The organism is Cupriavidus sp. BIC8F, assembly GCF_032465815.1.
In the GTDB taxonomy this organism is placed as follows: Bacteria; Pseudomonadota; Gammaproteobacteria; order Burkholderiales; family Burkholderiaceae; genus Cupriavidus; species Cupriavidus necator.
In genome coordinates this window covers 1,633,133-1,647,721 of record NZ_CP136095.1, presented here as the reverse complement: position 1 = coordinate 1,647,721, position 14,589 = coordinate 1,633,133, and the positions used below count along the sequence as shown (strand labels likewise).

General features: G+C 66.6%; 9 protein-coding genes. 5 read left to right on the top strand and 4 right to left on the bottom strand.

Features of this window, described 5'->3' with window-relative positions; all coding sequences use genetic code 11:
* The first annotated feature begins 1 nt into the window (after nucleotide 1).
* The 4 genes from bcsZ to galU all read left to right on the top strand — a co-directional run bounded on the left by bcsZ (nucleotide 2) and on the right by galU (nucleotide 8,519).
* Entirely contained in the window at nucleotides 2–1,186 is a 1,185-nt protein-coding gene (bcsZ, locus tag RS901_RS27595) for a cellulose synthase complex periplasmic endoglucanase BcsZ (RefSeq protein ID WP_410054241.1), read from the top strand.
* Nucleotides 1,159–5,547, top strand: coding sequence for a cellulose biosynthesis protein BcsC (locus tag RS901_RS27590; protein ID WP_316153700.1), 4,389 nt, complete (start codon nucleotides 1,159–1,161; stop codon nucleotides 5,545–5,547). The genes bcsZ and RS901_RS27590 overlap by 28 nt, the downstream gene beginning before the upstream one ends.
* A 767-nt stretch (nucleotides 5,548–6,314) precedes the next feature.
* Nucleotides 6,315–6,905, top strand: a complete 591-nt coding sequence (locus RS901_RS27585; RefSeq protein ID WP_316153699.1) for a phosphatase PAP2 family protein — start codon at nucleotides 6,315–6,317, stop codon at nucleotides 6,903–6,905.
* Nucleotides 6,906–7,664: 759 nt separating this feature from the next.
* The gene (gene galU / locus RS901_RS27580) at nucleotides 7,665–8,519 is read left to right on the top strand and encodes a UTP--glucose-1-phosphate uridylyltransferase GalU (RefSeq protein WP_410054240.1); all 855 of its coding nucleotides are present in this window, start codon (nucleotides 7,665–7,667) and stop codon (nucleotides 8,517–8,519) included.
* Nucleotides 8,520–8,662: 143 nt separating this feature from the next.
* Here galU and RS901_RS27575 read toward each other — a convergent pair whose 3' ends face one another.
* The 4 genes from RS901_RS27575 to RS901_RS27560 form a co-directional block, all read right to left on the bottom strand.
* Entirely contained in the window at nucleotides 8,663–8,914 is a 252-nt protein-coding gene (locus RS901_RS27575) for a hypothetical protein (RefSeq protein ID WP_316153697.1), read from the bottom strand.
* Nucleotides 8,915–9,029: 115 nt separating this feature from the next.
* Nucleotides 9,030–10,151: a hypothetical protein gene (locus RS901_RS27570; protein WP_316153696.1), complete on the bottom strand. Its 1,122-nt coding sequence runs from the start codon at nucleotides 10,149–10,151 to the stop codon at nucleotides 9,030–9,032.
* A 167-nt stretch (nucleotides 10,152–10,318) separates the two neighbouring features.
* Nucleotides 10,319–12,016 (bottom strand): hypothetical protein, encoded by a 1,698-nt coding sequence (locus RS901_RS27565; protein ID WP_316153695.1) that lies wholly within the window; start codon nucleotides 12,014–12,016, stop codon nucleotides 10,319–10,321.
* A gap of 296 nt (nucleotides 12,017–12,312) precedes the next feature.
* A complete protein-coding gene (locus RS901_RS27560; RefSeq protein ID WP_316153694.1) occupies nucleotides 12,313–13,113 on the bottom strand; it encodes a transcriptional regulator in 801 nt (266 codons plus the stop codon).
* A 499-nt stretch (nucleotides 13,114–13,612) separates the two neighbouring features.
* Here RS901_RS27560 and RS901_RS27555 point away from each other — a divergent pair, with 499 nt between their 5' ends.
* Nucleotides 13,613–14,560: a helix-turn-helix domain-containing protein gene (locus RS901_RS27555; protein WP_316153693.1), complete on the top strand. Its 948-nt coding sequence runs from the start codon at nucleotides 13,613–13,615 to the stop codon at nucleotides 14,558–14,560.
* Nucleotides 14,561–14,589: the final 29 nt, after the last annotated feature.

Here is a 14,589-nt window from a genome sequence, read left to right as displayed (position 1 = left end):
GATGGCCCGGCTCGCACCGCTGGCCGCCCTGCCGGCGCTGGGAGGCTGGCCGGCGCTGGCGGGCGCCGCGGCGCCCTCCCCCTGCCCCTGGCCGCTGTACCAGCACTTCCTGTCGCGCTTCGTGCAGGCCGACGGCCGCGTGCTCGACCCGTCCACGCGCGAGCAGCACAGTACCTCCGAGGGGCAGTCCTACGGCATGGTGTTCGCGCTTGTCGCCAATGACCGTGCCACGTTCGACCGCCTCTGGCAATGGAGCATCGCCAACCTCGGCGCGGGCAGCCTGCAGGACAAGCTGCCGGCCTGGCAATGGGGCCATCGCAGCGACGGTTCGTGGGGCGTGATCGACGCCAACCCCGCCTCGGACGCCGATCTGTGGTTTGCCTTCGCGCTGCTCGAGGCGGCCCGCGTGTGGCGCCAGCCGCGTTATGCCGGGCAGGCGCGCGCACTGCTGAAGATGGTGGCGCGCGAGGAAGTGGTGTCGCTACCGGGCTTCGGTGCCATGTTGTTGCCAGGGCCGCAGGGCTTTGCCGAAGGCAAGGAAGACGGCGCGCGCCAGTGGCGCCTCAACGCCAGCTACCTGCCGGTGCCGTTGCTGCGCCGGCTGGCCGGCGGCGATCCGTCCGGACCGTGGGGCACGCTTGCCACGCAGGCCGGGCGCCTGGTCGAGGCGGTGGCGAGACAGGGCATCGTGCCCGACTGGTCGGCATATCGCACCGACCAGGGCGGCACGGGTTTCCTCACCGACCCCGTCAACGGCGACGTGAGCAGCTATGACGCGATCCGGGTCTACCTGTGGGCCGGCATGACGCCGCGTGGCGATGCCGCCGGGCGTGTGCTGATGAAGGTGCTGGCGCCGCAGGCGCAGCGCATGGTGGGGCACGCCGCCCCGCCCGAGCGCATGCGCGCCGGCAGTGGCGCGCTCGAGGGCGAAGGCCCGGCCGGCTTCTCCGCCGCGCTGGTGCCCTTCCTGCAGGCGGCCGGATCCCCGGCCGCCGCGGCGCAGCGCGCGCGCGCCGAGGCCATGCTCGGCGCGGCAGCCGCGGGCAAGCCCGCCGCCACGTATTACGACACCGTATTGGGACTATTCGGCCTCGGCTTTGCCGAAGGCCGCTACCGGTTCGCCCCTTCGGGGCAACTCGAGCTGGAGTGGGAGAAAGCATGCAGAACCGCAAGCGCCCGGCCATGAACGGACGCGCGATCATTTCCATGCGGGCGCCAGGCGCCAGGCAAGTGCGCGCGAAAACGCTCGTGCTGAGCCTGCTGACCGCATTCACCGCAGCCGCCGCCGCCCAGGAGGACCCGGTCAAACTGCTGGTGGACCAGGGCAAGTACTGGCAGCAACGCGGCCGCAGCGACCGCGCCGCCGAAGCGTGGCAGAAAATCCTTCGCCTCAATCCCAACCAGCCCGAGGCGCTGTACGGCATGGGCGTGGCCGAGGCCGAGTCGGGGCGAGCCGATGCGGCGCGCACCTACCTCGAGCGGCTCAAGCAGGCCCAGCCCGCCTCGCCGCTGGTGGCGCGGCTGACGCAGCTCATCACCAGCGGCGGCACCGGCCAGCAGCTCGAGCAGGCGCGCCAGCTAGCGCGCAGCGGCCAGAGCGAGGAAGCGGTCAAGCGCTACCAGCAGGCCGCAGGCGGCGCCGCGCCGCAGGGCGGCCTCGCGCTCGAGTATTACCAGACCCTGGGCGGCACCGCGCAAGGCTGGGAGGAGGCCCGCAAGGGCCTGGAGCAGCTCGCGCGCGCCAAGCCGTCCGACCACGGCGCCCAGCTCGCCCTGGCCCAGCACCTGACCTACCGCGAATCCACCCGGCGCGAAGGCATCCGCGGGCTCGAAGCGCTCAGCAAGAGCCCCGACGTGGCGGGTCAGGCGCGCGAGAGCTGGCGCCGCGCGCTGACCTGGCTGGGCGGGCGCCCGGCCGATGCGCCGCTGTACCAGGCGTGGCTGGCCAGCCATCCCGACGATGCCACCATCCGCGCGAAGCTCGACGCGGTCAGGATCCAGCCGCAGCCACAGCAGGATGGCGCGCGCGTGGCCGGCGCCAGCGCGAGCCCGGTGCGCCAGCTTGTGCAGCAGGGCTTCGACGCCCTCGACGCGGGCAATCTCGAACGCGCCGGCGAGCGCTTCCAGAGTGCGCTGGCGCAACACGCCGACGATGCCGATGCGCTCGGCGGCATGGGCGTGCTGCGGCTCAAGCAGGAGAAATTCGCCGAGGCGGTGGACTTTTTCGAGCAGGCCACCAGGCGCGGCGCGGGCGGCCGCTACCGCGCCGCGCAGAACAGCGCCACCTACTGGTTGCTGTGTGAGCAGGCCGGCGCAGCGCGCAACACCGGCAACCGCGCCGAAGCGCGCCGCCTGCTCGAGCGCGCCATCAAACTCGACGCGCGCGAGCCCTCCGCTCAGGTCGCCCTGGCCGACCTGCTGGCCGAGGAAGGCCAGTACGCGCAGGCCGAGACCGCCTACCGCCGCGTGCTCAAGCAGCATCCGGACAATCCCGACGCCACGCGCGGGCTGGTGGGCGTGCTGTCGGCGCAGAACAAGAGCGCAGAAGCGCTGGCCATGGTGCAGAACCTCACGCCGGCCCAGCAGGAGAAAGTCGGCTCGCTGGGCAAGCTGCGCGCCGACGAAGCGCGTGCCCAGGCGCGTGCCGCCCTGAAGCGTGGCGACACCGCCGGCGCGCGCCGCGCGCTCGAAGACGCCATGGCGGCCGATCCCACCAACCCGTGGCTACGCCTGGACGCGGCGCGCGCCTATGCCTCGGTGGGCCAGAAGGAGCAGGCGCGCGGCATCATGGACGGCCTGCTGCTGTCCAACCCCGACATGCCGGACGCACTCTACGCCAGCGCGCTGTTGTCGGCCGAGACCGGTGACTGGCAAGGCGGGCTCGATGCGCTCGAACGGATCCCGCCGCAGAACCGCACGCGCGACATGGGCACGCTGCAGCGTCGCCTGTGGGTGCACGCCGAGGCCGAGCGCGCCGCCGAGCTCGCCGCCGCCGGCCAGCAGCGCGCCGCGCTGGCCGTGCTGCAGGAGGCCGAGCGCTATGCCCAGCAGGATGCCGACCAGCTTGGCGCGCTGGCGCTGGCTTACGCCGATGCCGGCGACGAGGTGCGCGCGCTGTCGCTGATGCGAAGCGTGATGAGCCGCACGCCGCGCGCGGACGTCGGCATGCAGCTGCAGTACGCCGCCATCCTGCTCAAGACCAGGCAGGACGTGGAGCTGGCCGGCGTGCTGCGCCAGCTGGCGGGCGCCAGCATGAGCCAGCCCCAGCGGCGCGACTACGACGACGTGCGCGTGGCCTATATCGTGCGCCAGGCCGATGTGCTGACCGAAGCCGGCGACCTGGTCGCGGCCTACGACACGTTGGCCCCGGCGCTGTCCGAGCGCCCCGGCAACGGCGCCGTGCGCGCGAGCCTGGCGCGCATGTACGCGCAGGCCGGCGAGAACCAGAAGGCGCTCGCATTGTATGAAAGCGTGCTGGAGAAAGACCGGCGCAACCTGGACCTGATGCTGGCCGCAATCGGTACCGCCACCGCCGCCAAGGAGTTCAGCTGGGCCGAAGGCACCTTGCAGATGGCGCTTGCGCAGGCGCCTAAGTCGCCCAAAGTGCTGACCGCCGCCGGCCGCCTCTACCGCGCGCAGGGCAAGACGTCGCGCGCGGCCGACTATTTCCGCGCCGCGGTGGCGGCCGAGAGCGCCGCCGGCGCCGCGCCCGGCGCCCGCCCCGACGCCGCCGGCTTCGACCGCGTCCCATCCAACCCCTTTGTCGGCCTGCCGGGCCAACGCGGCAGCTCGCAACTGCCGCCCCCGGGCTCGCCGGCACCCTACGTGGCCGTGCCGGCGCCGACCGCAGCAGCGGCCCTGCCCGCGCCGGTGATGATGCATACCAGCGCGCAGGCCTACGGCCAGCCGTATATCCCCGCGCCCCTCGGCACGGCGCCGGCCGCGGGCGCATCGGCCATCCAGCCGCAGGCCTACTACCCGCAACCGGCCAGCACACCGCAGCGCGCGCCGGCCGCCAGCAGCGCCACGCGCGGCAAGAGCACGAAGGTCGTGGCGGCTGCGCCTGCCTATCCTGCCGCACAGGCGCAGCAGCCGGCCGCGCAGTATCCGGCGCCGTTTCCGAATGCAGCGCAATATCAGGCGCCACCATACCCCGCACAGCAATACCCCGCTGCCCAGACAGTGGCCGCAGCCGACGGCTACGGCGCCGCATCCGCCGTGCCGGCCCGCCAGCCGCTCGGTGCCCAGTCGCGCGCGCCGTGGTTGGCCGACACCGATTCGCAAGCCAACCCGACCGGCCCCAGGACAGCCCGGCAGGAACTGCAGGAAATCGAGTCCCAGCGCACCGCCACGCTCGCGGGCGGCCCCATGCTGCGCGGGCGCAACGGTGATTCGGGCATGAGCCAGCTCACCGAGCTGCAGGTCACGGCCGAGGCCAAGATGGCGGCGGGCAACGGCAAGCTGGTGGCACGCGTGACGCCGGTGGCGCTGGATGCCGGTTCGGTCGGCGGCGACTACAACAACGCCTCGCGCTTTGGCGGCGGTCCGCTGGCTTATGGCGTGAACGGCGCGGCGGTCAACCTGAACGGCAGCCCGCTGAAATCCACCTCGGCGGGCACGCAGAATGCCTTCGGGGTGGCGCTCGGCGTGGCCTACGAATCCGACCGTTTCAATGCCGACCTGGGCAGCACGCCGCTGGGCTTCCGCTACACCGACGTCAACGCCGGTGCGCGCCTGAACCTGCCGCTGACCCAGCGCACCACGCTGTCGCTCGGCGCATCGCGCCGGCCAGTGACGGACAGCCTGCTGTCCTATGCGGGCGTGCGCGACGAGCGCACGGGCCAGCAATGGGGCGGCGTAATGAACAGCGGCGCGCGCGCGGACGTGGGCTGGGACGACGGACTCTTCGGCATCTACGGCTACGGCGGCTACGGCCTGCTGACCGGCCACGACGTCAAGCGCAACACGCGCTGGGAAGGCGGCGGCGGCTTCTACCTGCGCGTGATCGACACCCCAGACCAGCGCCTGATGAGCGGCGTGAACTTTACCTCGATGAGGTATGCGGAGAACCTGCGCTACTTCACCTTCGGCCAGGGCGGGTACTTCAGCCCGCAGACCTACTTCGCGGTGACGGTGCCGCTCTCGCTGTCGGGCCGCACCGGGCGGCTGGCCTACAACGTGCGCGGCGCGCTTGGCGTGCAGGCGTTCAGCGAGGATGACTCCAACTATTTCCCGACCGACGCGGCGGCCCAGTCGGCGGCCAATGCCGCCGTGGCCACAGCCAACGGCAAGGGCCTGACCAACGGGACCAGCGCGGTCTACCCGGGCCAGTCCAAGACCGGCCTGGCCTACAACCTGGTCGGCTCGATCGAATACCAGGCGGCGCAGCAACTCTATGTGGGCGGCCTGGTGGGCATCGACAACGCGCGCGACTATCGCCAGTGGTATGCCGGCGTCTACGTGCGTTATGCGCTGCAGCGCCAGACCGGACTGATCGCGTTCCCGCCGTTGCCGCCGCAATCCGCGGTGGGCCCGCTGCCGTTCTGAGCGCGGTGCGCGGCCGGCGCGTCATCAATGATCGGACGCAGGCGCAGCCGGACGGACGGCTGCGGCGGCTGCTCAGGCCTCGGGATGGCGGCGGTGGGGAGTCATTCGAGTCCGTGGCAATCGCTTGGAATCCCCCACTTCGAAGGGATCGGCATAGCCGACTAGTCGGTAGAATCAGGTTGCAGCGCACAATAAATGCTTGCAGTGCCAGCGTGGGCGGCTCAAGACAAGGCCTGTGCGCACCCATTCATGAGCGGAGGCTGCAAATGAAATTTCCATCCCTCTTGATACTCGTGCTGGTTGCTGGGGGCGCCCATGCCGGCCAGCGTCTTGGTGTGGCCAGCCACGGCCAGACTGGTGGCACGCAGTACGGCGGTGCCAGCTACGGCACTGGCCAAATGCAAAGCTACTCCGCGGGTGGCGTGAACGCCGATATTGGGAAGCGCTATAGCGGCACAGCAGGCGGCTCCCAGTCTGGAGACACATCGTCTGACAGAAGCGGAATGACAAATCCCCAGCCGCGTTCACCATCTCTGTACCCGTCCACGGGCGGTTCTACACTCCAGCAGCCAAAGGCTCCGAAATGAAGACACCTCCCGGCGACTCCGCCCGCGATCTTGCCTTGACCTGCTGCGCTTGATCGCGGCATATGCCGTCGTGCTGTATCAGCTTGCCCCAGCCGCCTCCGCGGCAGGCCCGCCGATTGCTTTGAATGCAGTTTCTTTTGCCTGCGTCAAGCTGTGGCAGCTTCTCTCCTCAAAGAGACTATGTGGAACGCAATCAGCGATGTCGGCGATGCCGCATTGACGCTACCAGTCGCCATTTCATGCGCAGTCTGGCTGGGAATATCAGCTCCCCGCCTGGCCATCCGCTGGATATTGCTTCTGGCTGCCGGCATGGCACTCACCGGCATCACTAAAGTCCTGTACGCGGGATGCGGGTTCGAGATTTCCTCGATCGGATTTCGCATGATCAGCGGGCATACCACCTTGTCGACCGCTGTCTGGACCGTCGCCATCGCACTCCTTTCCCGGGGCATGGGAGGCAACGCGGGCATCGGCGCCATCGCCGGCTTGCTTGTCGGCCTGCTGACTGCTGTCGCCAGGGTCTTCGATCACGCGCACACGGTTCCCGAAGTCATCGCGGGCTGGCTTTTGGGTGCTGCCATCGGCGCGCTCTTTGTTCGCGCTCTCACGCGCTCTGAATTCAGACCATTTCGACCGGTTGCCGCCGCTGCTGCGCTCCTCCTCGTCACCACCGCGGCGTATGGAAACCACGCGCCCTTCCAATCCATGATCGAGGCACATTCACGAGGGCTGTGCGCACGTGCATTCCCCGCAGTGTCGGCCGCACGCTAGCGTCAAGTGGGAGGGATTCAAGGTCGGACCCATTCGCTTGCAGTCCCTTACTCAGGGGGGTTCGGCGCACCCTACGAGTAGGTAGAATCAGGTTGCAGCGCACAATAAACCAGGAATGCGCTTCGCTCTGGGTCAACCTCACCGGTAAGCCGCGATGATCTATCTGCTAGCGTTCGTCGCCTTCGAGGCGGCATGGTTCGTTCCATTCCGCATTGTGTTCAGGTCTGCGCGATTCAGTGCGCTGTATGCCTATATTTCCTTGATCCCGATCCTTGGGCCGCTGCTCTGTATCTGGATACTCGCCGCGCGACCCTGGCCGCTCAAGAGCAAGGTTGTGCGCACATATTCTTGAAAGGGAAAGCCCCCCGAAGGCCTTGGCGAAGGGGAAGCCGCTGGTGCGGAGGACCTGGACTTCAGCGCCAGGAAGCAGGCGCCGGGATTGCCAGCCCAAATCGCGCCCGCATGCTTTCGAGCCTGCCTTATGCAAAATTCCGACAACTGCTCGATGCGAAATGCCACCGGGCTGGCATCGAACCGCTACGTCGCGCGACGTGGCTGGAGCGTGCATGCTGCCGCATCGCTCGTAACTGCGCGCCGCAGGCAGAAGTTGTTGGCTGAGCCAGCGTAACGACGGATCAGGGTGATGGCAAAGCCGATCATTGATGACGAGTTGTGGAAGCTGATTGAACCACTAAACATTCAGAAGGAACACAGGATATGGACAACCGCGTTACCAAGGCCGTCTTCCCCGTCGCGGGACTGGGCACCCGCTTCCTCCCCGCCACCAAGGCGAGCCCGAAGGAAATGCTGCCGGTCGTGGACAAGCCATTGATCCAGTACGCCGTGGAAGAAGCCATGGCCGCCGGCATTACCGAGATGATCTTCGTCACGGGCCGCTCCAAGCGCGCCATCGAGGACCATTTCGACAAGGCCTACGAACTGGAGGTGGAGCTCGAGGCCAAGAACAAGCAGGCGCTGCTGGACGCGGTCCGTTCTATCAAGCCGGCCAACGTCGAGTGCTTCTACGTGCGCCAGCCCGAAGCACTGGGCCTGGGCCACGCGGTGCTGTGCGCAGCCAAGCTGGTGGGCGACGCGCCTTTTGCCATCATGCTGGCCGACGACCTGATCGACGGCAATCCGCCGGTGATGAAGCAGATGGTCGACATCTACAACCACTACAAATGCTCGGTGCTGGGCGTGGAAGAGATCGCGCCGGAGCAGAGCCGCTCCTATGGCGTAGTCGACGGACGCGAATGGGACGAGGGCGTCATCAAGATGTCCGGCATCGTGGAAAAGCCCGCGCCGAAAGATGCCCCCTCCAACCTTGGCGTGGTCGGCCGCTATATCCTGACGCCGCGCATCTTCGACCACCTGCGCGAGCTGAAGCCCGGTGCCGGCGGCGAGTTCCAGCTGACCGACGGGATCCAGTCCCTGCTAAGCCAGGAGCAGGTGCTGGCCTATCGCTACCAGGGCCGCCGCTATGACTGCGGCAGCAAGCTGGGCTACCTGAAGGCGACCGTGGAGTTCGCGCTGAAGCACCAGGAAGTCGGCGCCGACTTCCGCAGCTACCTGGAGCAGCATGGCCATCATCCGGCAGACAGCGTGGTTGCCTGACAAAGCTGCCTGCCGTTGAGTTGGTGAGGGGGCACCCCTTCACCCCTCTCACACCACCGTCCGTGCGGTTCCGCATACGGCGGTTCACAAACAAGACTGCAAGCATCGCTGTGTATCCAGCAGCGATGCCAGCCCCCATACAATCACGATTCGATACAAAGGGCGCGCGGATCCCGGTCTGCTTCTGCGGCTTCTTCGGAATCATGGCGACTCTTCAGGCGGCCGTGCATAGCCTCGCATTGCTTCAGCAGCGTTGCCCTGGGCGCCTCTGCTGGGCTGGCAATGCCGGCCTCGGTGGCAACGCGCAGATATGATTGCCGGAAGACTACGGCCACGGTAACGATGAGCGTACCGATGCCCAAGGCTCGAACTGCAAGCCAGGTGTATTGCGACATGGCGAAATTGGCTTGGTGACAAACAGGAATCAACACTACTACTTGGCCACGCTACACACGCCTCCAAGCCATTCTATGTCTGTTGAAAGAGAAGGCCCGAGTCTGGATCTCGATTTCAGAACCCGGAGAAGCGAATGCCGATCGAGCCGTAGCCGTAGTACCGGTCCAGCTTGCCAGCGGTCGTGGCGTTATAGAGGAACGGGATGGTGCCGACGAAGTTGTACAGCGACGCCTGGCCGCGCAGGAACACCTCCACGTTCTTGACTACCGCATACGATAGCTCCAGCCCCAGCGTATGGTTCGAGCGAATCGGCGAGTACCCATAGGTTTTCGCGCGGCTATCGACATTGCTGCGCAGCAGGTATTGGAACTGGTAGCCCAGCCGCGCGGCGAAGTTCTCGTACTTCCAGCGCCATGAGCCGCCCAGGTTCAGGTAGCCGGCGGTGTAGTTGAAATCGTCGTTGAAATTGATCCCGAACCGGCTGGCATCAACTGCGAACGAGGCCGACTGGAGGGTGGCATTGCCAGCGCGGCACGGTGCGGCCAGCGCGCCGTTGGCGATATTGTCAGAGCCGATGGAGACATTGAAGTTGCAATTGCCTTGCTGCAGACGGGTGTTGATGCTCCCGATGCTCACACGGCTGATCCCGAGCCCGACGAAACCCGTGAGCTGGTTGCGCTCGGTCAGCTCGCCCGAGAAGATGACGTCGGCCTGGCCCTGGACGTCATTTGCGTTGTTCACCGTGAGGCTGTTGAAGGTCGTGTTGCGAACCGTGACCGGCGTCGAGCGGTTCAGGCTCCCGGCGTGGTCTCCCCATAGCGAGAATCGCACCATGACGCGATCGCGCGCGCCGGGCTCGGCCAGCGGGTCGTAGTGCATGGCCAACATCCAGCTGTCGATCTGGTTATGATCTTGTCCGTAATCGATACCGCGGCGCCAGTAGGTGGCCGACCCAGACCAGTACGGCGAGAACTTGTAGCCCAGCATCAGCTTGCCACCGCGATAGTCGCCGGCGTTGTCCGACACGGGGCCCTGCCCGCCGCGCAGGTTGAAGACATCCACGGTGCGATTGACCATGTCGTAGCTGGCCTCCACCCGCACCGAGGTGAACTCGCCCGTGGCGGGCTCGGCCTGCATGAATACATCGTCCGGCGCGGCGCTGGCCGCGCCCGCGCACGACAGCCCCAGCATCAGGGCGCAGGCTTGCTCCAGCCGGCGCTTGCGAAACAGCTGCATAGAAAACTCCGAGGCCGCGGGGCAAGCCTCATTCGTGGCGCGTCCCCAGGGACTCGACGCAGACACAAAAAGAACCCGGCCACCCATGGCAATGCCCTGAGGCATGCGTCCGGATGACCGGGGGCATGGCCTTCCCCATCCGGGCGGAAGGCACCACTACGCGCCGGTCACGGGTTAAGCGTAACCGTAGTCTTGAAGCCGTCGCCGGTCACCTTGGCCGCGTCAGTCTTCACCGTCGCGGTCTTGACGTTCTCCACGTTGCCATCTACCAGCGCACCCAGCTTCACGTCCTTGCCGCTAATACCTGTCAGCGCAAGCGTCACGGGGAACGTGCTGACCGACTTCGGCGTGAGGGCGTCAACCTGCGCCTGGCTCAGTGAGCCGGCAGACTTCAGCTTGCCGAGGAACACCGTGAACGGCAGGTTCAGCGCGCCGCCGTTGGCGCTGTCGAACAGATTGTCCGCCACGCCATTGGTCAGGGTCGCGGCAGCGGACTGGTTGCCGCTGATCCGGAACGAATAGCTCGTGTTGGCCGGCACCACCGCATTCACCAGTTGCGTCCCATTGAACGTCAGCGTCACGTTCTCGATGATGACGTCGACCTGGTTGCCGCCGTAGGTATAGCTCAGGCCAGCGCGCACTTGCGACGGGCCGCCATTGAAGGCATCGCCATTCTGCGTCAGCGCGACCTTGATCGAGCTCAGCGTGCCGCCCGTGACCGAGATCGTGTCGGTGATCGGGTAAGCCTGGCCGTTGATCGTCAGGTTGGACAGCTGGACGTAGTTGGTCAGCTTGACCGCGTTCGCCACGTTGTTGATCGCGGTGCTGTCCACCGCGCTGCCCAGGTTCGAGGCTGCCTGCTGGATCTCGGCGGTATTGCCGGCCGACACGGCGTCGCCGAGCGCGGCCAGCTTGGACGCGTTCGACGCATCATTCAGCGCGGCGGGCGTCACAGCCTTGACCAGCGCCGTGGTCGTGTTGGACTGGGCGCTCTCGGTCACGGCGTTGATCGATCCGCTTGCCTTCAGCTTTGCCAACGTATCAGCCGGGCTGCTGCTCAGCGCGATGTCGTTCAGCGCCGTGCTCACGCTCGACACCTGGCTCGTGATCAGCGGGCCGGCCAGTGCGGCCACGTTGGCTGCCACGGCGGCAATGTTCGACTGCAGGCTCGCGGGCAGGCCGCTCTGGGCGTTCTGCACAGCGCCAGACACCACGTTCGTCACCAGCGCGCTGCTGGCCAGGTCAGCCGTGCCAGACGCGCCGGCCACGGCGCTGGCGACCGCCTTGGCAGCCGCCGCGGCCGCAGCCTCGGCGGTCAGCGTGCCACCCGTGGCCAGGCCCGTCAGCGTCTTGGCGACCTGGTCGACCAACTGCTGTACCACGACCGCCGCCCTGAGCGTGGCTGCGTCCTGCATCGGGTCCAGCGTGGCCAGGTCCTTGCCTGCCAGGCCGAGCTTCGCCGCCAGTGCAGCTGCCTGAGTCGGGCCGAGTTGCGCCACCAGCGTGGTCAGCGGAGAGATCACCGGTGTCACGCCCTCCTTGTATGTCACCGCCGGTGCCTGCAGCACCCCGGTGAACGGCTGGTTAGTACCGATATCGGTGCCGCCGGTCACCTTGAGCGCGCTCGTGGTGCAACCCGCAGGGAAGGTGAAGTCGCCGGTTGCATTCGTCGTCGCGGTCTTGTTGCTGCAATCGAGGAAGGTGACCGTCGCGCCGGACAGGTAGAAGTCCACCGCCTTGCCGCTCACGGTGGCAGAAGGCTGGGACGGCGAGGGCGAATCGTCGCCCCCACCGCAAGCAACAAGCGTTGCCGCGGCGGCAGCCATGATGCCGAGGGTGAAGATGTTCCGGGTTTTGGTTTGCACGCTTCTCTCTCCTGAGATCGATACTTCGGTACGTCGATACATTGGTGGGGAAATCCTGCGACGGAATACTGCCGCGCACAGTCTCCGGCGCCCTACGCTGCCCTGTCGTGCCACGCTTCGGCTCGCAAGCGGTTTTTTGCTGCAGCAGCTTGCAGATCGCGCCAGCACACAGATAAACAAATCCCCTAATCGGTGTCACCCCTACTTGGCGGGGGATAGCCTGTCCTTGCGCGCAGCCCCGTAAGCCGCACCTCGGCATTGCCGACGCAGGCTCGCCGTGACTCACTACATCTTCGCTAACAGGCGCCTGCACCAGAGCGGAGCGCAGGATAATCGCCCGGTCCCAGCCAGCCGGCAATGTACTGCCCCATCGCGTCAAGCAACACGTCGGACGTCAGTCCCGCTGCGCCGGCCAGTGCCGGGCAGATGATCCACGTGGTGCCGTCGTGCTCGAGCACGCGCAGGGTCTTGGGCAAGTCAGCGGGCTGCAGGATGTGGTCGCCACTGCGCACATTCCCGAGCGCGAACGCCTGCACGAAATCGTCGGCGTGACGCTCGCCCAGGCATACCACCACCTTTGGCTTCCAGAGCCTGCGGATCCTGTCGATGAAGGCGAAGCGCTGACCGTCGCGGCAAAGCTCGAGGTAACGCTGCCTGGGCACAAGCTCCGGCTGGCCGCGGAATGCCGTCGACCACGGTGTCTGGTTAATCAGGCGCGCTGGCAGCGGAAACAGGCTGAGCTTGAACTCCGCGCCGTGCGGCGCGTACAGATGATGTTCGAAGTAATGCTTCCAGTCCCGCTCGCCCAGGGGCGTGTTGAAGAAATGTGCGCGCGCTGCGGCCATGATCCTTGCAATCTTCTGGTGCGACTGCCAGCGCTCCATGTGGTCGCGGTGCTTGTGGCGGTACGCAGCGTCCCACGCACTGGCTTGCGCTTGCGGAACCAGCGGCGCCACCATCGACTCCGCTCTCGGATGCGGTGAACTGTCACAAAACCATACTGGCGCGTCCGGATTTCCCCCTTCCATCCCTACATACGAAGCGAAATACTCTTCCAACTGTTCACGCGTAAACACTGTATTCAGTTCTTTTTTCATGCCTCTACCGCGTGGGTGAGTAAAGGATGCCAAAAGGCTGAGCCCCCGCTCAGCGATTTGTTGCACCACACAAACTAGGCAGCGGCCGGATTCTGCGCGCGAATCAGCGTGTTTTCTCCCCCCATTCGAGGGATACGTTGTCATCTCGCTTCCCTTCTTGAGCGGGGTAACGTTCAACGCAATATCACGGCAATCACGCGCGCGAGGCCTCAATAAACTCGTAGCAAGTCAAGCTACAAGCGTGCCCGCCTGTCATCCGTACGTCGTGCCTTTGGGTTAAAGTAGCCCTCGTGTGCCAATCTTCTGTACCGTCCGGTAACAGCCAGCAAGCTTCGCGCCATCAATCGTGTCAAACGTCACTGCCCCACCGCGCCACGCTGCCCACCTAACGCGCGCCGAACCCGAACGCTTGCCGCACAGCCACTTCGAGGTGGGTACCGATGGCCCGCAGGCCGCCAGGGGTCAGATACTTGCGTGGCGACAACGCGTTGGGCACGTCATGGACCTGGAAGTCACGCGCGACAGCCTCCTTGCGCCCTTTCATGCAGCCATCGACCGCTACCTGATCGCGGACATGTCTTTCACGGACTGCCGCTGTGACGGCGTCACGCTGCAACGCAGCCTCGCGCGTATCTCGACTGACTCGGCACGGCATCACGCGATACAGGTCTTCGTCGAAGGCAGCTCCGGCGTAGTGGTGGGTGAGCGCCGCAATCCACGGCCGCGCCACGGAGGTATTCTGCTGACGGACCTTGGGCAGCCGATTGAGATGCGGCGCGAGGCAACACGCGCGCTCTCATTCTTCGTCCCGCGCATAACGATGGATGCCATTTTCATGGAGGCCGAGGCCGCGCACGGACGTATCGTGGAGACCGACACACCGCTGAGCCGACTGGCCGTTGCACACGCCGTCGCGCTCAGTCGCGATCTGCCAACCATGACACCCGAGGCCGCCGTGCACGCCATGCACACCGGCGTGGAGCTGCTGGTCGGGGCCCTGCGGCGAGGCGTGGGCCTGGACGGCAGCACTCGCGCCGCGGTGCGCAGCGCCGTACTGGCACGCGCCCGTCGGCTGATAGACGCCGATCCCGGCCAGGCCGGACTGTCGCCCACCAGGCTGCTGTCAAAGCTGGAAATCTCGCGAGCCACCCTTTACCGCTTGTTCGAACCCGAAGGCGGCGTGCAAGCCTATATTCGCAAGAGCCGGCTGCGGGCTGCCGCGCAGGACCTGGTGCGCTACCCTCACCTGGCTGTCAACGACATCGCCTACGGGCTGGGCTTCAACAGCCCGTCCGACTTTACGCGCGCATTCCGCCGCACCCTCGGCATGTCACCGCGCGACCTGCGGGCCTACGCCACCGACGCCAGCAACCGTGCCTTCTGGCAAGCCGCGAACGCAGTCCAGGGCAAGGATTATCAGCAATGGATGCAGCGTCACGCCGCGTGATGACACCGCGGCCGCAGTGGCCAAACGGT